The following is a 19,413-nucleotide window of genomic DNA, read 5'->3' as shown; positions in this document are numbered from 1 at the left end:
GATTTGCTATTGGCTTCAATCCCTGTTATGGTTAGGTAGAATTATTTTTGTTCGGTCTGTAAGGAATGAAAGTATTTAAACTTTTCGCCTTTGATATCTAACTTGAGCAACAATAGTAATAACATGTGGACTTGATCCACGCAGGAGGAAACAACTATGCAACAAGGTACAGTAAAATGGTTTAACGCAGAAAAAGGTTTCGGCTTCATCGAAATCGAAGGTGGAGAAGATGTATTCGTACATTTCTCAGCTATCCAAGGCGAAGGATTTAAATCTTTGGACGAAGGTCAGAAAGTGACATTTGACACTGAACAAGGTCAACGTGGACTTCAGGCCGCAAACGTAAACAAAGCATAATAGCTTTAAATGAGGGGCTCTCTTGCAGAGTCCTTTTTTTTTCGGTGTATTTTGTGGGAAAATATAAATATGACAAAATAATGAGGGTGTTATATGAATACGAAGCGATTTACGGATTACGGCCTTAGTGCTGAAATTACCAGAGCCCTGGCGGAATTAGGGTATGAAGATCCAACGGAAGTGCAGTCCAAGGTACTGCCTGTAGCGTTGGAAAAGAAAGATCTTGTAGTGAAATCTCAAACAGGAAGCGGTAAGACGGCATCATTTGGGATTCCGCTTTGCGAAATGGCAGAATGGGAAGAGAACAAGCCGCAGGCACTGGTCCTCACTCCAACCCGCGAACTTGCGGTCCAGGTGAAAGAAGACATCACGAATATTGGAAGATTTAAACGGATAAAAGCCGCAGCTGTATACGGGAAGTCTCCATTTCACCGTCAGAAGCTTGAACTGAAACAGAAGACGCATGTGGTCGTAGGGACGCCGGGAAGGGTGCTTGATCATATCGAAAAAGGGACACTTCCACTGGATAAGCTGAACTGTCTTGTCATCGATGAAGCGGACGAGATGCTCAACATGGGCTTTATCGAACAGGTGGAAGCGATCATTCAAGAGCTCCCGGCCGACAGAATGACACTCACCTTCTCTGCCACGCTGCCGGAGGATGTTGAATCTCTCTGCTATAAATATATGAAAGCCCCAGTGAACATCGAGGTGAAAGCGAAAGGCATTACGACTGATAAAATTGAACATTCCGTCATCCAAGTAAAGGAAGAAAATAAGTTTTCCCTGCTGACGGATGTGATGACAGTAGAAAATCCGGATAGCTGCATCGTTTTTTGCCGGACGAAAGAGAATGTGGATAAGGTATGTGACGGGTTGTTTGATAGAGGATTTCCTGTCGATAAGATTCATGGCGGCATGAATCAGGAAGCTCGTTTTGAGGTGATGGATGATTTTAAACGAGGAGAATTCCGTTACCTGGTCGCAACGGATGTAGCGGCAAGAGGAATCGACATCGAAAAGATTTCCCACGTCATCAATTATGATCTTCCCCTTGAAAAAGAAAGCTATGTTCACCGGACTGGCAGAACCGGAAGGGCAGGTCAAACAGGAAGGGCCATCACCTTCATCACGCCTTTTGAGGATAAATTCCTGGAGGAAATCGAAGCGTATATTGGTTTTGAGATTCCGAACGTTCCAGCACCTGCAAAAGATGAGGTCAAGGCGGCATCGGATGCCTTTGAAGAAAAACTGAGTAAACTCCCTGATGTCAAAACAGATAAAAGTGAACAATTAAACAAAAAAATCATGAAACTATATTTCAATGGCGGGAAGAAAAAGAAGCTCAGGGCAGTCGACTTTGTCGGTACCATTGCCAAAATCGACGGCGTAACGGCAGACGACATCGGCATCATCACCATACAGGAAAACCTTACCTATGTCGATATCCTCAACGGAAAAGGTCCGCTTGTCCTCCAAGCTATGAAAACGACCACAGTCAAAGGAAAGAAACTAAAAGTCCACGAGGCAAGAAACTAAGCACGGGCTGCACTAGAGAGCACGCTGTAGTATTGCCGCGGGTCTGGCCTTGAAAAGATTGAAGTCCCTGCATCTCATGGTACAATGGACAAATGTCGAAGATGTGGAAATCACCAACAGACGGAGATGAAAAGATGAAAACTTTAACGATGGCACCTGGTGCATATGTCTATACATTTTCATGGGAGCCGAACGAAGAGGCCTTGTGTGCTATGGAAAGGCGGGCATTATTCGGCGTGGACTCCAAATCCGGTATCATAGAGAGTGCCCTTGAAATCGATCCAAGCAGAAGCCCGTTCATCAGGGAAAGAATCAGCGTGATCTGTGAAGGTGTCAGTTTGGAAGAATTAATAGAAGAAGTAAAAAACGTAGAGTCCTTTGATGGCTTTAAAATTATATTCATGCAAAACCCCGATCACGAAAAAGTGGGCTTTAAAAAGCTTCGTAAAATCGAGAAAGAAGTTGGCCTTCATTTAAAGGGGGAAGCTGAACTCGTCAACCCGGACATCCTGCTTGGAATCATCAACACTGGTGAGCGATGGATTTTCGGGGGATATGAGAAGAACGAAGCGGTATGGTTGAAACATCAATGGAAACCGCACAGTTATTCGACTGCCCTTGGTACACGTGTCGCAAGAGCCGTGGTCAATATTGCCGCACCGGACCCAGAAGGCAAAAAGCTCATCGATCCTTGCTGCGGCATCGGTACGGTACTTGTCGAGGCATTATCGATGGGTATGGACATCGTTGGGAGCGACCGCAACCCATTGATCCTTTCAGGAGTAAAGGAGAATATCGCTCACTTTGGCCTTTCTGGGGAAGTGACATTAAAGGATATACGGGATGTGACAGGCAACTACGACGCGGCCATCATTGACCTTCCCTATAATCTCTGCTCCGTCATCACTGAAGAGGATCAGCTTCAAATGCTTCAAAGTGCAAGGGCTTTCGCTGCGAAAGTCGTCATCGTAACGGTTGAGAATGTCGACCCGGTCATCCTTGAAGCTGGTTTTGACATAACAGACCGATGCGAGGTCACGAAAGGGAATTTTGTCAGGCAAGTAATTGTGTGTGAATGATGCCTCTGATTATGGCCGGATTGATATAAATTTCAAAAAGGGAATCAGTTGAACAGTCAGGGTGCTAAATGCTATATTTATGCGAATAAGATAGTAACCAATTCAGCATTTTTTAACGAAGGGAGAATGGCATGAATCAGAAATGGGAAGTTGCAATTCATTCTCTAACCAATGTCACAGTATCTTCAAATCCTGATAACCAGCCCGTGACCATCACCGGCGGCCATGAAAGGCTGAGGTGTGTCGGCGTAGGGACGGATGCGGCTGTATTTCAGCACCTTGATGTCCCCGGATATGCCTTTAAATTGTATGCAGAAGACAAAGCATCAAAAATAAAGATAGAAGAAAAAGTCTACAGTATTATTGGCGACTCCCCTTTCTTCTCTACCTGTTATGCGGCTTACGATACCTTTCTCATTTTGAGCTATGAAGAAGGGATTACGCTCTTCGATTGTATCCTCCAGGGCGTCCATATCCCGCAGCAAGTGGTGAAAGACGTAGAAGACGCAAGGGATTATGTGCGCGAACAAGGGTTGAATCCGCGTGATATCCACTTGAAAAATATCCTGATGCAGGACGGCCGGGCCAAGATCATCGACGTCTCTGAATATGTGCTGCCCGGCAATGATTTTCGCTGGGAACATCTAAAGAAAGGGTACGAAGAATATTACCACTTGATTGATGGCAAAGCCGTCCCGTTCTGGCTGGTTGAAACCGTCCGTAAATGGTACAACCAGTGGAATTCTTCATACGAAGAATTCATGAAAATCGTGCTGAAGTTCACTTTATTCAAGAAAGATTGAAGCAGCTGATTAATGGAAATAAGCAGAAATAACTCTGTTTTTTTATAAAAATAATTATTTTTCAGCCTGATTCCGGGTACGCTAAAACATGATTAAACCGGGATTCAGGCTCTTTTTTTGAAAATATATCCCCGCGAACATGACATTTGTCATACTCAGGCTATGACACCTACTACTAAACAAGTTCTTCTCCTTCCTATATAGTTATCTTACAACCCAAAGAAAAGGGGATTTAAATTAATGACAAACCTTAAAACTCTGAAAAAACAAGTAGCACCCTTTGAGAAGGGGACAACAAAAGAAAGTATAGTACAGCTGATAAATACGGTGATCCCGTTTATAATTCTGTGGATTCTTGCTTATCAAAGCATTTCCGTTTCCTATTGGCTCGCATTGGTTCCGATGGTAATTGCGGCTGGATTCCTGACAAGAATCTTCATTATCTTCCATGATTGCACGCACTACAATTTCTTCAAAAGCCGCCGCACGAACCGGATTGTCGGCACGGCGCTTGGTGTCATCACGGTTTTCCCATTCGACCAATGGGGACATGAGCATACTGTTCACCACGCGACAAGCGGTAACCTGGATAAACGGGGTACTGGAGACATCTGGACACTTACGGTGGATGAATACAGAGCAGCGCCGCTCAAATTGCGCTTGGCTTATCGTTTCTACCGCAATCCAATCGTCATGTTTGTTTTGGGCCCGGTTTGGGTCTTCCTGATCAAAAACAGGTTTAACCGCAAAGGTGCAAGAAAAAAAGAAAGAATGAACACGTATTTAGTGAATGCCATCATCGTGGCTGTTATTGCTCTTCTTTGTGTGACAGTAGGATGGCAGCAGTTCCTGATCGTACAAGGATCGATTTTCATGATTTCTGGTGCAGCCGGCATTTGGTTGTTTTATGTACAACACACATTTGAGGATTCTTACTTTGAAGAAGATAAAGAGTGGCAGTATGTGTTAGCTGCGGTAGAAGGAAGTTCTTTCTATAAGCTGCCGAAAGTTCTTCAATTTCTGACTGGAAACATCGGCTATCACCATATTCACCATTTAAGTCCAAGAGTACCGAACTACAGGCTTGAAGAGACACACAACAGCATTCCTGACTTACAGCATGTACCGACGATTACCTTGGCGACAAGCTTAACATCGCTTCGTTTCCGCTTATGGGATGAAGAAAGAAAGAACTTTGTGAGCTTTAAAGACGTTAAATCATTACCGAAAACGAGCATTTCAACTGAGGCAAAACCTGAACTGTAAACGTCCATCCAATGACTCCTCTTGTGAAAAGGGGAGTCGTTATTTAGTAAGGCCGGATAAGGAGAGACATACTATGATTCGAATCGTGATTGCAGAAGATCAAGCGTTGATGCTTGGGACGATTGGATCCCTTCTTGATTTAGAAGAGGATATGGAAGTGGTCGGTCTGGTGAGTGACGGAGAAGAAGCAGTCGAGTCTGTTAAGCGGCTTCGGCCGGATATTTGTATTATGGATCTGGAGATGCCTCATAAAAATGGACTGGAAGCAGCACTTGCATTAAAATCTTCCGGCTGTAAAGTCATCATTCTTACAACGTTCCCTGGCCAAGGGTATTTCGAGCGGGTATTGAATGCGGATGTCAGAGGGTTTTTACTCAAGGACAGCCCCAGTGAGGAGTTGATTTCTTCCATAAGAAAGATCCTGGGAGGTTCCCGGATTTACGCTTCTGAGCTCATCGATGAAGAGGCCAATGATCCGCTGAATGAGGATGAGGCGATATCCGCTTGTCAAAGACGCCCCTCCAATAGAAACGGATCCTCAGGTGAAGAGTTACTTTTCTACCCTGATCAATCGAATGAAATTACCTGCGGGATAAAGTAACATAATAAAGGTCTGTCCCCGGCGAGTAAAATCGCCGGGGACAGACCTTTTTGCTGTTAAAAGAATAGATTCAAGATATAGTAAAAGATTGCAGCCAGGGATGCCGATATCGGCAGGGTGATGACCCACGTTATCAGCATTCTTTGAGCCGTTCCCCATTTCACTCCTTTTAATCTGTGAGCGGAACCTACACCTAGTATGGAAGAGGAAATGACATGTGTCGTACTCACAGGTAAATGAATGGCCGTGGCACCAAAGATGACCGCAGCTCCCGTTAAATCGGCAGCCACTCCGTTAACCGGGCGGATTTTCATGATTTTTCCGCCAACTGTCTTGATAATCTTCCAGCCTCCGATGGATGTTCCAAGCCCCATGGCAAGTGCGCAGGAGAATTGAACCCATGTCTGGATATCATCGGATGTTTGGTAATTGTTTACGATCAACGCCATCGTGATGATCCCCATCGCTTTCTGAGCATCATTCGTACCGTGAGTAAACGATTGAAGAGCAGCTGTCGCAATCTGGATGTATCGGAAGTTCCGATTCGTTTTCGCCAGGTTGCTGTTTTTGAATACCACTTTGAAAATGCTATAGACAATGAAACCGATAACGAACGCAAGGATCGGTGAAAAGATCAGTGCCTGAATAATCTTGATGAATCCACCGTAATTCAGTGCCGAAATCCCTGCTGCAGCAATGGCCGCGCCTGCGATGGAACCGATCAGTGCGTGGGAAGAACTGCTGGGGATTCCATAGTACCAGGTAATGAGATTCCATACGATCGCAGCAAGCAGCGCTGCAAGGATTACGGTAGTCCCGTTTTCGAGGGTGAACGGATCGACAATGTCTTTTGTGATTGTTTTTGCCACCCCTGTAAACGTCATAGCTCCCACGAAATTCATGCCGGCAGCAAGGATGATCGCATGTCTTGGTTTAAGTGCCTTGGTTGACACAGACGTGGCAATGGCATTGGCCGTGTCATGGAATCCATTGATGAAATCGAATGCCAGCGCAGCGGTCACGATTAGAATGGTTAAAATCAGTATAGTATCCATACGAATGTAAGCTCCTTACGCATTCTTCATGATGATTGCTTCGAATGTATTGGCTACATGCTGGCAATAGTCTGCTACCTGCTCAAGCTCTTCGTAGATCTCTTTATATTGAATGATGCGGATCGGGTCTTTTTCAGTGTTGAACAAATGTTTGATCGATTGCCTCAGGATTCCATCGCATTTTGATTCCAAATCTTTAATTTTGATGGCGTGTTCGCGAATCTGTGTCCATTTTTTCGTTGACAGCAGCTCAACTGCCGCTTCAATTTCTTCACTGCTTTGGCGGATCGCTTCCACGAATTTCAGCATATATTCGTCTGCTTGTGTGATACTGTACATTTCGAACATAGCAGAAGTATGCTCCAGCCCATCCAGCACATCATCCATACTCATTGCCAATGCCAAAATGTCCTCACGTTCAATCGGCGTGATAAAGACTTTATTTAAATCCTTGATTACCTCGTGAACATAACTGTCACCCTTTGTTTCAAGTTCCTTCATATGGCCGGAAAACGTCTTTAAGTCGCTGATGTTCGTGATTTTATAGTCATCGAAATAATGAGCGCCTTCCTTTAAATTAACAGCAATATTGCTCAGAAGAAGGGCAAACTTATCTTTTTTCTTGAAAACCATTTATTCATAACCTCCGAAAAAATTTCAATTTAATTGCTAGGCTATATAATAATAGCTTAATTTGTCGAAAAGAGGTAGCATCAACTGAAAAAAATTTTACATGAAAATCAACAAAATAATTGAATTTTTTACATTGTCTTGAAGGGATACCTCTTCATTAAATTCTCTTTTTTAATGTGGTGAAAATGATGGATGCAATACAATAAAATAAATTATTGTTGCACAAACAATAGTGTATGACATATAGTATGTATATAGTGTATGACACACAGTGTTGTATGAGACGAGGTGAATAAATGAGTAATTTACTGCAATCACTATTGACAGAATTAAGAAGAGGAAACCTTACATTAGCCGTATTAAGCCAATTGCGTACTCCCCAGTACGGGTATTCACTTGTTCATCGCCTGGAGAAATCCGGAATCACGATTGAGCAAAGTACACTGTATCCGCTCCTTCGCAGACTTGAAAAACAGGAGCTCGTGACGAGCAGCTGGGATACATCGGAGACGAGGCCGCGGAAATATTACGTGCTCAGTGATTATGGAATCGAAGTGTTTCAGCAATTGAAGGAAGAATGGATCAAGAATTCGAAAGAACTGCATCTATTATTAGAAGGAGAGGAAAAATGATGAATCTGATTGAAGTGTATATAGGGGAAGTGACTCGCAGGCTGCCTGAGAAGAATCGTGAGGATATCGCCCTTGAACTGAGATCGGCGATCGGGGATATGCTTCCGGAGGAATATACAGAGGAAGAGGTGAAAGGAGTGCTTGCGGAAATGGGGAACCCGGCCGTCCTTGCAAGTAATTACAGCGAGAGACCGATGCATTTGATCGGACCGCGATATTATGATGTATACATTTCGCTGATTAAAATGATCCTGCCAATCGCAGCCACCATTTCACTAATCTCCCTTGTCGCTGAATATATTTTCACACCGACAGAAGGAAGAGCCGTCATGGATATCGTTCTTACGATTATGGGAGAGGGAATATGGAGAATCCTCGAAGTAGGGATGCATGTGTTTTTCTGGCTCACATTGACCATTGCGATCATTGAGCGGGCGGACAAAGGGAAGGACCCCGCGCCGCTCACAACTGAAATGAAAAAATGGACGCCTGATGATTTGAAAAAGATTACGTATATCCCTAAAAAGAGGGCCATTTCTAAATACGAGGTATTCGGAAGTCTCTTATGGACCGCCATTTGGGCAACTGTTTATTTCTACGCCAATAAGCTTCTGGGCATATATGAAAACAACGGGGACGGGTTGGTGTTTGTCACCCCTTCAATGAATCAGGAAGTGTTAAATGCATACTGGCCGGCAGTAATCATCGTTATCGGACTTGAAATTGCATTGGCTCTTTACAAATTATTGAAGAAGCAATGGACGAGGAAACTTGCCATTTTCAATACGATCTATGAAATCATTGCAACAGTGGTTTTTATTGTCATCGTGACGAATCCAAATGTATTTCAATCAGAATTCGTTTCGTATACTGCTGATTTATTCAGCGTGAGTCCCGACCAATTTGCAGCCCGGATCGTCTGGGGATCAAGCGCCATCTTCCTGTTCTTTGCAGGCTTGAACAGCTTTGAAGGATTCAGAAAGAGCCGAGCACAATAATTTTGCACAGTAGAAGCCTGCAATACCCGGTATGAACTTGTCGGATGGGCTCGTGAATATCCTGCTATTCTATCGATATAGAGGAGGTCATTCCATTGGATTCACTCCAGAAAATGAATGAAGCATTAACCTATATTGAAGCACAATTGTCGCAGGAAATCGATTTGAAGATAGTCGCTATGCGGGCAGCTTGTTCGGAGTATCATTTTCAACGAATGTTTTCATACCTGTCCGGCATTAGCCTTTCGGACTATATCCGGCGCAGGCGTTTGACGCTGGCAGCATTGGAACTGAGGAATCAGGATGTGAAAGTGATCGATGTCGCTTTGAAGTACGGATACCGTTCACCTGACTCGTTTACGAGGGCATTCAAAGATTTCCACAAGTGCACCCCGACAGAAGCAAGGGAAAATGGCAATGCTCTCAAAGCCTTTCCAAGAATGACCTTCCAATTAACCATAGATGGAGGGACAGAAATGAATTATCGAATCGAAGAAAAAGAAAGTTTCCGGATTGCCGGAATGATGAAAAGAGTTCCGATTATTTTCAATGGGGTCAACCCTGAAATCGCCTCAATGTGGCAAAGCCAAAACATGATCAATGAAATGAAACAGCTTTCCAACATTCAGCCATCGGGATTGATCAGTGCTTCTGCCAATTTCTCAGAAGGAAGAATGGAAGAGAAAGGGGAATTAGACCATTATATCGGTGCTGCAACAACAAAAAAATGCCCGGAACACTTCACAACACTGGAAGTATCAGCATCGGCATGGGCTGTATTCGAAGCAGAGGGGCCATTTCCTGAAACGCTGCAGGATGTGTGGGGACGGATTTATTCCGAATGGTTTCCTTCATCGAATTATGAACAGATTGAGGGCCCGGAAATACTATGGAACGAGCATAAGGACGTGACATCTCCGGATTTTAAAAGTGAAATATGGATTCCGGTTCGAAAACGGTAATCAGTCAAGACCAAGAACCAGAGCAGGGATTCCTTGCTCTGGTTTTTTCATGCATTCAATGGTTTTAATTGAACATGATCAAGTGCTTCGTTAACCATCTGCAAATCGTAAATCTCCTTCTCCAGACAAAAACGGATAACCAGATCAGACTTATCACTGTCCGATAGGGAATATCCCGCTGCATTTAACAGGTCTTCCGCATCTTCCACACCAAGTTCCAGGGCGAGGGCAAGTGCGATGGCCGTCTGTTTCTTCGGGTGGTATTCGGGGTTGGATCGAATCTTCGAAAAGTGTCTGCGGTCAAGTCCCGCTTTCTTATAGATGACAGAATCATGGACGCCTTTCTCATCGATATATCTGAATAGGATCTGGTTCAAGGTCGGTTTGCGATTCTCTTTGATAAAATCCTCGAGTTCACCAGTCAGCATGTCTTCTTTATATATAGGGTGCTGAGCTTCAAGGCATAAAGCAAATTCATCACGAGTAAGATGAAAGTCTATGTATTCCTTCAATTCTACTAGTATCTTTTTATGAAGCAAGGGGTCAACCTCCTCTTAAAATGTCGCTATCCAGGCGACCAAATTATGGATGACTTCAAGTATGATTATAGCATGAAGCAATCAGGGAGGATGTTGAACATGAACAGTAATATGACTGAAATTATTTTTCTTTTGGACAGAAGCGGCTCAATGGGAGGTCTTGAGGAAGATACAATCGGAGGATTCAATGCTTTCATTGAAAGACAGTGTAAAATGAAAGGAGAAACGTATTTGACGACCGTCCTGTTCGATGATCAGACCGAAATTCTATGGAACGGGATCGATGCCCATCATGGCAGATTAACAGATCAGGAGTATTATGTAAGAGGATGCACCGCCCTGCTCGATGCCGTCGGCAAAACCATTTCCGAAGCAGGCAGGAGACTGTCCAAAACGACTGAAGACAGGAAACCAGGCAAGGTCATCTTCGTCATCACCACAGACGGCATGGAAAATGCAAGCCGCGAGTACACCTATGATAAAGTAAAACAAATGATTAATCACCAGCAGTCAAAATACAGCTGGGAATTCATTTTTATGGGAGCCAATATCGACGCTGCCGGAGAAGCGGATTCCATCGGCATTCCAAAGGAGCAGGCATTTTCTTTTGAGGCAACCAATAAGGGTGTGGAGAAGATGTATGACCTTGCTTGTAACGTCGTGAGTGAGAAGAGGAATGAGGATTTCATTAAATAACTATGGGTTTGCGGTGGTTCAGTTTTAGCATGGAAATCTGCTATAGCCAACGTTATGAATGGAAATACTAAACGCTGAAAAAATTTTTCGAAAAAACCCCTTTACCTTCACGCTGCGTCAAGGTGTACAGTTAAATTGTCAGGAGGTGAGATCGATGGAATATACCGTACTGAAATTAGGGAAGGTAGCAGGCGTAAGTACCAGGACGCTCCGATATTACGATGAAATTGGGATTCTTAAGCCGGCACGAATCAATTCATCCGGATATCGGATATACGGGGAGATGGAAGTTGAAAAGCTGCAGCAAATTCTCTTCTACAAAGAACTGGGTGTCGGTCTGGAACAAATAAAGGATATTCTGGAAGATCCCGCTTTTGACGTTGCAAACGCATTGGCTGAGCACCGCGGTCAATTACTGGAGAAAAGAAAGCAGCTCGACCTGCTGATTGCCAATGTTGATAAAACCATCGCCGTGAAGGAAGGGAGAACAACCATGTCCGATAAAGAGAAGTTTGAAGGCTTCAAGAAAAACATGATCGACGAGAATGAACGTAAATATGGAAAAGAAGTCCGGGAGAAGTATGGTGACGAAACCGTCGACCAATCAAATGCCAAACTGCAAAATATGTCCCAAGAAGAGTTGGAACGGGCAAATAAGCTCGCTGAAGACATCCATCAATCACTTGCAGAGGCGTTCAAAACAGGGGATCCATCAGGTTCTGCCGCACAGAAAGCTGCCAATCTGCATAAACAATGGATATCGATGTACTGGCCGAAATACAGCAAGGAAGCACATGCTGGACTCGGTGATATGTATGTGGCAGATGAGCGGTTCAAAGCCTATTACGACAAAGAGCAAGACGGTGTTGCTGAATTCTTGAGAGATGCCATTTACGTTTATACTGGGATGAAGAAGTAATCCTTTTAATCCATTGCCTGGAAGGGACAAAGCAAGGACAGTATCTATGTAAACAAACGAGTGAAGCTGATATTGAAAGACTGAGCAGGCAGTAAAGATCATAATCAATGATCGTTGCTGTCTGCTTTGTGTTACGAAAATGTACGAACAAGGATGGTATATATTCTGCTCATGTACTCTCTTCCTTCATAACAATCCACAAGTTCTATAGAGGGTTTTATGAAATAACACAGAAATATATACTATGGTCATTAACTGCCTACATATGAAGGAAAGGAAAGGATGGTAAACATGAAGACAGGAACAAAACTGGCACTTTTTGTGGCATTATTTGTTTTAGTCGGGTTTCCTATCATTTTTACATTGATATCGACGATGAGCGGTAATTGGAATTATCTGTTTTACAGTCTGCCCGGCTCATTCACTGCAGGATTTATCGGTTTGATTGTGACGGTAAGCCATATAAAGAAAGAACGTATGTTCAAGGAGAGGTAACAAGGTCGTTGAAGGGTGAAGAAGTAATTAAAACACGGAAAAAATTCTACACTCTCATTAATCTTTTGGTGTATAATTTTATTGGAGTGAACTGCCAAATATATACAGAAGTGAGTAGAGGAGAAAACGAATGAAGTCTACACCGGTTTTGGGAAAAGAACGGATGGTTACCCTTGATATCATCCGCGGATTTGCATTATTCGGTATATTCCTGGTGAATATGCCAACATTCCATTCACCTGATTTTATGAAGACCATGTACGGAATTTCTAACGAGTACAGTGGAGTGGATCACTGGATCGATGTGTTTTTTGCATTGTTTGTGGATATGAAATTTTTTACGATTTTTTCTTTCTTGTTCGGCCTTGGATTTTATATCTTTATGAGCCGAGCAGAGGAAAAGGGCTTGCGTATGAACAGGTTGTACTTGAGAAGGATCTTCGCCTTGCTGCTTTTCGGGGCTGCACATTTAATCGGGCTTTGGTTCGGGGATATTCTTCATACGTATGCCGTCGCAGGTTTGTTGCTTCTTTTCTTCTATAGAAGGAAGATCAAGACGATGGTCATCTGGGCTTTCAGTCTGTTGTTTGCCATCAACGCTTTATTCAGTCTCATGCTGTTGATTCCTGCAAGCTTTCTTGAAGCCGCAGAGTCCACATCGGCTTCCAGCATGCTGTACGGCAGTATGGAGGAATATTTACATGTATATGAGCATGCAGGTTATGTGGAGTGGGTTTCTTACCGTCTTGGTACCGAAGTGCCGGCAATGCTCTCAAACCTGATTCCGGCGATGTTTCCGGTTCTCGCGATGTTCCTGTTCGGTTTGGCAGCAGGAAAAGCAGGCATCTTCCGTGATGTAGATAAGCACCTGCCATTCATTAGGAAAATTCGCACACTGTCTTTCGTGATCAGTATTCCCCTTGTTTTAATCCTTGCGATGTTTATGACGAAGACTTGGAATCTGGGTGTGAAGCAGGAATTTGCCGTCCAGGTATTCACGAGCTTAAGCGGGTTAACACTATGCTTCTTTTACATTTCATCCCTCACTCTGTTGCTGAGGAAAGAAAGGTGGCGGCGAAAGCTTCGTCCGCTTGGATACACAGGCAGGATGGCGCTGACCAATTACTTGATGCAAACGATCGTTTCTGTCGGACTTTTTGTAGGAATCGGGCTATACGGAGATATAAGTCTCTGGCTGGGTACGGTCATCTGCCTTGTCATCTTCTCCCTTCAACTCGCATTCAGCACCTGGTGGCTGAAAAGATTTCGTTTCGGACCATTTGAATGGTTGTGGAGATCATTTACTTATCTAAGATTTCAACCTATGGCCAACACAGAAAGTACTGCAGAACGAGATAACGAAAAAGCTATATAAAGGGTGTTGAAGGGAATCACTTTATTATTGAGGGTGATCCTTTCTAAAGGGTCGGTTAAAACATATTGTTATTTGCGAAGACACATTCGGAAGAAGTGGCCATTGCGAGACTCGTCTGACTCTGGTTGAGAGCTCCTTGTCATCCAACAGTAATCAACGATAAAACGAATTTCCGTAAAATAAAGTTTGCTTTTTGCATCAATACCTGTTAATCTAAGTAAGAATTATTTTTGTTCGGTCTGTAAGGAATGAAAGTATTTAAACTTTTCGCCTTTGATATCTAATTGAGCAATAATAGTAATAAAATGTGGACTCGAATCCACGCAGGAGGAAACAATTATGCAAGAAGGTACAGTAAAATGGTTTAACGCAGAAAAAGGTTTCGGTTTCATCGAAATCGAAGGTGGAGAAGATGTATTCGTACATTTCTCAGCTATCCAAGGCGAAGGTTTCAAATCTTTAGACGAAGGTCAAAAAGTAACGTTTGATACTGAGCAAGGTCAACGTGGACTTCAAGCGACTAACGTAGTTAAAGCATAATTTCGCTTTAATTAAGAAAGGACTCTCATCCCGAGAGTCCTTTTGCTTTTTCAAACATTATGCCGGTTCTAATGGAGAGGCTAGTGATGAGCATCTCTTTTTTGCTTTTTCAGTGCCGCCAGCTTATACATATATTGAACTGACGGCACACACTTCAATTAAGTAGCACTATACTTGATGATTCCCTGAACATACACTACAGTTTCATTCTGTACACATTCCCTGATCTTAATCTTCCCCTCTTTCTCCAGTTCCCTCGCCATTTGTTCAATACTTTCACCATGCATATTCGAAGGAATCTCTATGGAAAAGAAGTTTCCACGGCTGACATGATTAAATTCCATTAGTAATTGATTTTTATCCATTGGGCCATCCCCTTTCATTTTATATTCGACATAAATGACGCGTTCCCCTTTAAATGCCAATTTTAGGACGGAATTTTTCAATATATACAGCTATTGCAAGAATGAATTAGCATTACCTGGAAAAATAGGACTTTTGAATGTTTGCTTTTCCTTTTCGAACCTGTTATTCTAATAAAGAATTATTTTTGTTCGGTCTGTAAGGAATGAAAGTATTTAAACTTTTCGCCTTTGATATCTAATTGAGCAATAATAGTAATAAAATGTGGACTTGAATCCACGGCAGGAGGAAACAATTATGCAAGAAGGTACAGTAAAATGGTTTAACGCAGAAAAAGGTTTCGGTTTCATCGAAATCGAAGGTGGAGAAGATGTATTCGTACATTTCTCAGCTATCCAAGGCGAAGGTTTTAAATCTTTAGACGAAGGTCAAAAAGTAACGTTTGACACTGAGCAAGGTCAACGTGGACTTCAAGCGACTAACGTAGTTAAAGCATAATCGCTTTACCGGAAAAGGACTCTCATCCCGAGAGTCCTTTTTTTCTTTTTTGAATACCTATACTTCTTCCAGGATTTCTCTAAGCTCAAAGACGGAGTGACCTTGGTCGATACGTGTAAAGAAAAACATTCACACTTACTTTAGCAAGCATTGAATGAATTTGGAAAGCCAGTTGAGGATGTTAAACTTGTTTTAGCCACTTATGGTCACGAGGATCTTATCGAAGGGGCAAATATGTTCAGGAAAGCTAAGAAAGTGATTCATCCTGAAGAGGATTGCAAGGGGCTAAATCAGTTTGATCCTGAATTAGCTGATCTAGGAACAATAAAGGATTTGACTATTGCCCGAGTCGGTTATCACTCGCCGGGATCTGTGATTTTCTATTACCGGCAATCCAACGTTATTTTTACAGGAGACTTTCTTTGCTTCTTTGGAGACCCGTTATCAAAGGAAGCTCTGGTTTCAAAAGGGGACGAACTTAGACAGGCCTGGGTAGAGTATCTCCAAGGAGGGGGAGTGGCAGACTCGGAATTGCCTGATTTCCTTGATGGTCTGAAAATCATCCATGGCTTTGATGCAGGTGTAAGGTGTACAGGTCATGGCGGAGTACTTAACGGAGCAATTAATGAGTTTATAGAAGTACTATTAAATGTTGAAAAATGAAAATGGAAAAGCAGAGGCTGTCTAAAAAGACGTGCCTCTATTTTTTTGGGAATTTGTATTGTGCCAGCCAAGAAACTGGAGAGATAAAATCCTGCCGGAAGGAAGCAAACGCCTGCTTGATGTTACAAAAAAATCATGGAGAAAAACAAATAAACCAAAAATGTTGACTAAAATCGATTACAATTGTAAACTATAAATATAAAGTGATTACAATTGTAAACAATAAGGAGGTGACATCTTTTGCCCAATGAAGAAAAGCCGGAAATCACGGATTCCGAATGGGAAGTGATGAGGGTCGTTTGGACGCTCAACGAGGTAACCAGTAAAGAGATCAGTAAAGTCCTCAAAGAGAAAAAAGAATGGAAACCGGCGACGACCAAGACATTTATTGGGAGACTGGTCAAAAAAGGAATGCTTCATACAGAAAAGTCCGGAAACCGTTTCATCTACACGGCTGCCGTCAGCGAGGAAGAGAGTCTTAAAACACTGAAGGCAGGACTATTCCATCATATCTGCAGCCGGGCAGTCGGCAAGACGATTGCCGACCTTATTGGAGAGGCAGCACTTAGTCATGATGATATCGCTTTGCTTGAAGAAGTTTTAAATAACAAGAAAAAAGACGCTGTTGACGAAATTGCATGCAACTGCGTTCCCGGCCAGTGCACCTGCAAAAAAGATCACGGCATGAACTGCCAGCATTAAACGTTGAAGGTTCTAGTGATTTCAGCTTGTTCCAGCAGTTGATTGGAGTGAAAGATGTAGACTCTGAGTCTTCGGCACCAATCAACAGCGGTATTAAAAACACTGGAAATTTATCCAAACAACAAAATTTAAGGAGTGTTCACACATGGAAAAAACATTATTGAAAGTAACAGGGATGACGTGCGGAAACTGCGTGAAGAAAGTAGAAACTAAACTTAATGAACTTGACGGAGTGGAAAAAGCAAAAGTCGATCTGGAGAATGCTTCTGCAAAAGTGAAGTACGACGAAGCAAAGCAATCCCCGGAGAGTTTAAGCAAAGCCGTTACTGAAGCAGGATACGAATCTGAACCAATCAAATAAAAAAAGGTGGTCTCACACGATGACGGAAAAAACGTTAAGCATCGAAGGGATGACTTGTGCGTCGTGTTCGCAGGCAGTTGAAAAAGCTGCAGGAAAACTGTCTGGTGTTCAGGAAGCCAATGTGAATCTGGCAACTGAAAAACTGAATATACGATTTGATGAAAATGAAGTTACGCTGGATGAGATAAAAAATGCTGTAGACGATGCAGGATACAAAGCCGTCTCAGAAATGGAAAAGAAAACATTCAAGGTTTCCGGCATGACATGTGCTTCATGTGTGCAGTCAGTTGAAAAGGCGACTCAGAAGCTTGAAGGCGTTAAAGAATCAAGCGTCAATCTGACTACCGAAAAAATGGTCATCCAATATGATTCGTCCATATTGTCGGCTGCCGGCATTAAAAAAGCGATATCTGATGCAGGATATGAAGCCATAGAAGATGTGGAAACAGCGGATGCAGTCGATGAAGACAGAGAAAAGAAAGAGCGGCACATCAAGCATATGTGGAAGCGTTTCTGGGTTTCGGCCGTCTTCACGATTCCGCTCCTGCTCGTTTCCATGGGCCATATGTTCGGCATGCCGCTGCCGGAAGTGATCGATCCGATGTTGAACTCGTCAGGATTCGCATTCATTCAACTCGTCTTGACAATTCCGGTGATGGTGATGGGGAGGCCATTTTTCACTGTGGGCTTCAAGACATTGATTAAGCGTCATCCAAATATGGATTCATTGGTTGCGCTTGGTACCAGTGCCGCATTTGTTTACAGCTTGATTGCCACGATTTTCATCGTTATGGGAAATGCAAGCTACTCGCAGAATCTCTATTACGAATCAGCAGCTGTCATACTGACATTGATTACATTAGGGAAATATTTCGAAGCTCTTTCAAAAGGGAAAACATCAGAAGCGATAAAGAAGCTGATGGGGCTTGCCCCTAAAACAGCTACCGCCGTAAGGGATGGAAAAGAAGTAGAGATTCCCATTGAGTTAGTCGAAGTCGGAGATATCATTATCGTAAAGCCTGGTGAAAAGATGCCGGTTGACGGTGTAGTGGTCGAAGGAACTACTTCTGTTGATGAATCAATGCTGACAGGAGAAAGCATTCCGGTTGAAAAGAAAGCGGGATCTTCCATCATCGGTGCGAGCATCAATAAAAACGGAACGATTCGTTATGAAACGACCAAGGTCGGAAAGGATACGGCACTTTCTCAAATTATCAAGCTAGTCGAAGATGCGCAAGGTTCCAAAGCCCCGATTGCCAAAATGGCCGACATCATTTCGGGGTATTTTGTTCCGATCGTCATAGGGATTGCCATCATAACAGGTCTAGTCTGGTATTTTGCAGGGGAAACAGGACTGTTCGCTTTTACGATTGCGATTTCAATCCTTGTCATCGCCTGCCCTTGTGCCCTTGGACTCGCGACCCCGACGGCGATTATGGTCGGTACTGGGAAGGGTGCTGAAAATGGCGTGCTGATAAAAAGCGGCGGTGCACTCGAAATGACGCATAAGATAGACACAATCGTGTTTGATAAAACAGGGACGATCACAGAAGGGAAACCTGTCGTCACTGATATCGTGACGATTGAAGGGTTCTCAGAGGCAGAGCTGTTGACCCTTGCCGCTTCAGCTGAAAAAGGATCCGAGCATCCCCTTGGGGAAGCGATTGTCAAGGAAGCTGAGGAAAGAGGGGTTTCCTTTTTAAGAACAGAATTTTTTGATGCCATCACAGGGCAGGGACTTGAAGTGACGGTTGACGGAAAGGATTTACTGCTTGGAAATCGCAAACTCATGGACACAAATGATGTGAATGTAGGAGATCTTGCGGATACTTCAGACCGTCTTGCATCAGAAGGGAAAACACCGATGTACATTGCGGTGGAAGAAGAAATCGCCGGCATCATAGCTGTCGCAGACACGGTAAAGGAAACCAGTTTCAAGGCAATTGAAAAGCTCCATAAAATGGGCATCGAAGTAGCGATGATTACGGGAGACAACAAGCGTACGGCTGAAGCAATCGCTGGGCAGGTGGGCATCGACCGCGTACTGAGTGAAGTGCTTCCGGAAGATAAAGCCAATGAAGTCAAAAAGCTTCAGGGAGAAGGGCGTAAAGTTGCAATGGTAGGCGATGGTATCAATGACGCACCAGCCCTGGCGCAGGCAGAAATCGGGATCGCAATCGGCTCCGGAACGGACGTTGCCATGGAATCAGCCGACATCGTCCTGATGAGAAGCGACCTGATGGACGTCCCGACGGCCATCGAATTAAGTAAAGCGACCATTCGGAACATCAAACAAAACCTGTTCTGGGCATTTGCGTATAATATCCTCGGCATACC

Annotated in this window: 23 protein-coding genes; 19 read left to right on the top strand and 4 right to left on the bottom strand. The window is 43.4% G+C overall.

Translation table 11 applies throughout. The features are described from left to right. Positions 1-156: 156 nt before the first annotated feature. The 6 genes from HP456_RS07760 (at position 157) to HP456_RS07735 (ending at position 5,645) form a co-directional block, all read left to right on the top strand. Entirely contained in the window at positions 157-357 is a 201-nt protein-coding gene (locus HP456_RS07760) for a cold-shock protein (RefSeq protein ID WP_032086164.1), read from the top strand. A 93-nt stretch (positions 358-450) separates the two neighbouring features. Then, on the top strand, positions 451-1,896 hold the full coding sequence (locus HP456_RS07755; protein WP_172249697.1) for a DEAD/DEAH box helicase: 1,446 nt from the start codon (positions 451-453) through the stop codon (positions 1,894-1,896). Between the two features lie 134 nt (positions 1,897-2,030). Beyond that, positions 2,031-2,975 (top strand): TRM11 family SAM-dependent methyltransferase, encoded by a 945-nt coding sequence (locus tag HP456_RS07750; RefSeq protein ID WP_246288858.1) that lies wholly within the window; start codon positions 2,031-2,033, stop codon positions 2,973-2,975. Positions 2,976-3,106: 131 nt separating this feature from the next. Continuing rightward, positions 3,107-3,778: a serine/threonine protein kinase gene (locus tag HP456_RS07745; protein WP_172249695.1), complete on the top strand. Its 672-nt coding sequence runs from the start codon at positions 3,107-3,109 to the stop codon at positions 3,776-3,778. A gap of 240 nt (positions 3,779-4,018) precedes the next feature. Continuing rightward, positions 4,019-5,044: a Delta(5) desaturase DesA gene (gene desA / locus HP456_RS07740; RefSeq protein ID WP_172249693.1), complete on the top strand. Its 1,026-nt coding sequence runs from the start codon at positions 4,019-4,021 to the stop codon at positions 5,042-5,044. 73 nt (positions 5,045-5,117) lie between these two features. Next, positions 5,118-5,645, top strand: coding sequence for a response regulator (locus HP456_RS07735; RefSeq protein WP_172249691.1), 528 nt, complete (start codon positions 5,118-5,120; stop codon positions 5,643-5,645). A gap of 56 nt (positions 5,646-5,701) precedes the next feature. Here HP456_RS07735 and HP456_RS07730 read toward each other — a convergent pair whose 3' ends face one another. Together HP456_RS07730 and HP456_RS07725 are read right to left on the bottom strand one after the other, a co-directional pair. Continuing rightward, positions 5,702-6,700: an inorganic phosphate transporter gene (locus HP456_RS07730; RefSeq protein ID WP_172249689.1), complete on the bottom strand. Its 999-nt coding sequence runs from the start codon at positions 6,698-6,700 to the stop codon at positions 5,702-5,704. A 15-nt stretch (positions 6,701-6,715) separates the two neighbouring features. Next, positions 6,716-7,333, bottom strand: a complete 618-nt coding sequence (locus HP456_RS07725) for a DUF47 domain-containing protein (protein ID WP_172249687.1) — start codon at positions 7,331-7,333, stop codon at positions 6,716-6,718. Positions 7,334-7,629: 296 nt separating this feature from the next. On the opposite strand from HP456_RS07725, the gene HP456_RS07720 reads away from it, so the two are divergent. The 3 genes from HP456_RS07720 (at position 7,630) to HP456_RS07710 (ending at position 9,925) form a co-directional block, all read left to right on the top strand. Continuing rightward, positions 7,630-7,965, top strand: a complete 336-nt coding sequence (locus tag HP456_RS07720; RefSeq protein ID WP_172249685.1) for a PadR family transcriptional regulator — start codon at positions 7,630-7,632, stop codon at positions 7,963-7,965. Continuing rightward, positions 7,965-8,963, top strand: a complete 999-nt coding sequence (locus HP456_RS07715; protein WP_172249699.1) for a hypothetical protein — start codon at positions 7,965-7,967, stop codon at positions 8,961-8,963. The genes HP456_RS07720 and HP456_RS07715 overlap by 1 nt, the downstream gene beginning before the upstream one ends. A 95-nt stretch (positions 8,964-9,058) precedes the next feature. Then, the gene (locus tag HP456_RS07710) at positions 9,059-9,925 is read left to right on the top strand and encodes an AraC family transcriptional regulator (protein ID WP_172249683.1); all 867 of its coding nucleotides are present in this window, start codon (positions 9,059-9,061) and stop codon (positions 9,923-9,925) included. A 47-nt stretch (positions 9,926-9,972) separates the two neighbouring features. Here HP456_RS07710 and HP456_RS07705 read toward each other — a convergent pair whose 3' ends face one another. Beyond that, complete coding sequence (locus tag HP456_RS07705) at positions 9,973-10,464, bottom strand: hypothetical protein (RefSeq protein ID WP_172249681.1); 492 nt, start codon at positions 10,462-10,464, stop codon at positions 9,973-9,975. Positions 10,465-10,563: 99 nt separating this feature from the next. On the opposite strand from HP456_RS07705, the gene HP456_RS07700 reads away from it, so the two are divergent. The 5 genes from HP456_RS07700 to HP456_RS07680 all read left to right on the top strand — a co-directional run bounded on the left by HP456_RS07700 (position 10,564) and on the right by HP456_RS07680 (position 14,489). Beyond that, positions 10,564-11,160, top strand: coding sequence for a vWA domain-containing protein (locus HP456_RS07700; RefSeq protein ID WP_172249679.1), 597 nt, complete (start codon positions 10,564-10,566; stop codon positions 11,158-11,160). A 154-nt stretch (positions 11,161-11,314) separates the two neighbouring features. Then, positions 11,315-12,079 (top strand): MerR family transcriptional regulator, encoded by a 765-nt coding sequence (locus tag HP456_RS07695; RefSeq protein ID WP_172249677.1) that lies wholly within the window; start codon positions 11,315-11,317, stop codon positions 12,077-12,079. Between the two features lie 291 nt (positions 12,080-12,370). Continuing rightward, complete coding sequence (locus HP456_RS07690) at positions 12,371-12,574, top strand: hypothetical protein (protein ID WP_172249675.1); 204 nt, start codon at positions 12,371-12,373, stop codon at positions 12,572-12,574. Positions 12,575-12,704: 130 nt separating this feature from the next. Further along, on the top strand, positions 12,705-13,949 hold the full coding sequence (locus HP456_RS07685; RefSeq protein ID WP_172249673.1) for a DUF418 domain-containing protein: 1,245 nt from the start codon (positions 12,705-12,707) through the stop codon (positions 13,947-13,949). 339 nt (positions 13,950-14,288) lie between these two features. After that, positions 14,289-14,489, top strand: coding sequence for a cold-shock protein (locus tag HP456_RS07680; protein WP_034762315.1), 201 nt, complete (start codon positions 14,289-14,291; stop codon positions 14,487-14,489). 158 nt (positions 14,490-14,647) lie between these two features. Here HP456_RS07680 and HP456_RS07675 read toward each other — a convergent pair whose 3' ends face one another. After that, positions 14,648-14,854: a hypothetical protein gene (locus HP456_RS07675; RefSeq protein ID WP_172249671.1), complete on the bottom strand. Its 207-nt coding sequence runs from the start codon at positions 14,852-14,854 to the stop codon at positions 14,648-14,650. 295 nt (positions 14,855-15,149) lie between these two features. Between HP456_RS07675 and HP456_RS07670 the strand changes: the two genes are divergently transcribed. The 5 genes from HP456_RS07670 to HP456_RS07650 all read left to right on the top strand — a co-directional run. Then, positions 15,150-15,350: a cold-shock protein gene (locus tag HP456_RS07670; protein WP_034762315.1), complete on the top strand. Its 201-nt coding sequence runs from the start codon at positions 15,150-15,152 to the stop codon at positions 15,348-15,350. 234 nt (positions 15,351-15,584) lie between these two features. After that, entirely contained in the window at positions 15,585-16,013 is a 429-nt protein-coding gene (locus HP456_RS07665; RefSeq protein ID WP_172249669.1) for an MBL fold metallo-hydrolase, read from the top strand. Positions 16,014-16,253: 240 nt separating this feature from the next. Further along, entirely contained in the window at positions 16,254-16,715 is a 462-nt protein-coding gene (locus tag HP456_RS07660) for a CopY/TcrY family copper transport repressor (protein ID WP_172249667.1), read from the top strand. Between the two features lie 145 nt (positions 16,716-16,860). Continuing rightward, positions 16,861-17,076 (top strand): heavy-metal-associated domain-containing protein, encoded by a 216-nt coding sequence (locus HP456_RS07655; RefSeq protein ID WP_172249665.1) that lies wholly within the window; start codon positions 16,861-16,863, stop codon positions 17,074-17,076. A gap of 19 nt (positions 17,077-17,095) precedes the next feature. Next, positions 17,096-19,413: heavy metal translocating P-type ATPase (locus tag HP456_RS07650; protein ID WP_172249663.1), on the top strand; the 2,318-nt coding region annotated here is incomplete at its 3' end.

The organism is Bacillus haikouensis (assembly GCF_013179555.1).
Lineage (GTDB): Bacteria > Bacillota > Bacilli > Bacillales > Bacillaceae_B > Rossellomorea > Rossellomorea haikouensis_A.
Note: the sequence above shows the minus strand (reverse complement) of the source record. Positions and strands in the feature narration are given on the sequence as shown.

What these genes read in the sequence shown, in the direction of transcription:
- HP456_RS07760 (WP_032086164.1), top strand. Translation starts at nt 157, where the DNA reads ATGCAACAAGGTACAGTAAAATGGTTTAACGCAGAAAAAGGTTTCGGC.
- HP456_RS07755 (WP_172249697.1), top strand. Translation starts at nt 451, where the DNA reads ATGAATACGAAGCGATTTACGGATTACGGCCTTAGTGCTGAAATTACC.
- HP456_RS07750 (WP_246288858.1), top strand. Translation starts at nt 2,031, where the DNA reads ATGAAAACTTTAACGATGGCACCTGGTGCATATGTCTATACATTTTCA.
- HP456_RS07745 (WP_172249695.1), top strand. Translation starts at nt 3,107, where the DNA reads ATGAATCAGAAATGGGAAGTTGCAATTCATTCTCTAACCAATGTCACA.
- desA (WP_172249693.1), top strand. Translation starts at nt 4,019, where the DNA reads ATGACAAACCTTAAAACTCTGAAAAAACAAGTAGCACCCTTTGAGAAG.
- HP456_RS07735 (WP_172249691.1), top strand. Translation starts at nt 5,118, where the DNA reads ATGATTCGAATCGTGATTGCAGAAGATCAAGCGTTGATGCTTGGGACG.
- HP456_RS07730 (WP_172249689.1), bottom strand. Translation starts at nt 6,700, where the DNA reads ATGGATACTATACTGATTTTAACCATTCTAATCGTGACCGCTGCGCTG.
- HP456_RS07725 (WP_172249687.1), bottom strand. Translation starts at nt 7,333, where the DNA reads ATGGTTTTCAAGAAAAAAGATAAGTTTGCCCTTCTTCTGAGCAATATT.
- HP456_RS07720 (WP_172249685.1), top strand. Translation starts at nt 7,630, where the DNA reads ATGAGTAATTTACTGCAATCACTATTGACAGAATTAAGAAGAGGAAAC.
- HP456_RS07715 (WP_172249699.1), top strand. Translation starts at nt 7,965, where the DNA reads ATGAATCTGATTGAAGTGTATATAGGGGAAGTGACTCGCAGGCTGCCT.
- HP456_RS07700 (WP_172249679.1), top strand. Translation starts at nt 10,564, where the DNA reads ATGAACAGTAATATGACTGAAATTATTTTTCTTTTGGACAGAAGCGGC.
- HP456_RS07695 (WP_172249677.1), top strand. Translation starts at nt 11,315, where the DNA reads ATGGAATATACCGTACTGAAATTAGGGAAGGTAGCAGGCGTAAGTACC.
- HP456_RS07690 (WP_172249675.1), top strand. Translation starts at nt 12,371, where the DNA reads ATGAAGACAGGAACAAAACTGGCACTTTTTGTGGCATTATTTGTTTTA.
- HP456_RS07685 (WP_172249673.1), top strand. Translation starts at nt 12,705, where the DNA reads ATGAAGTCTACACCGGTTTTGGGAAAAGAACGGATGGTTACCCTTGAT.
- HP456_RS07680 (WP_034762315.1), top strand. Translation starts at nt 14,289, where the DNA reads ATGCAAGAAGGTACAGTAAAATGGTTTAACGCAGAAAAAGGTTTCGGT.
- HP456_RS07675 (WP_172249671.1), bottom strand. Translation starts at nt 14,854, where the DNA reads ATGGATAAAAATCAATTACTAATGGAATTTAATCATGTCAGCCGTGGA.
- HP456_RS07670 (WP_034762315.1), top strand. Translation starts at nt 15,150, where the DNA reads ATGCAAGAAGGTACAGTAAAATGGTTTAACGCAGAAAAAGGTTTCGGT.
- HP456_RS07665 (WP_172249669.1), top strand. Translation starts at nt 15,585, where the DNA reads ATGTTCAGGAAAGCTAAGAAAGTGATTCATCCTGAAGAGGATTGCAAG.
- HP456_RS07655 (WP_172249665.1), top strand. Translation starts at nt 16,861, where the DNA reads ATGGAAAAAACATTATTGAAAGTAACAGGGATGACGTGCGGAAACTGC.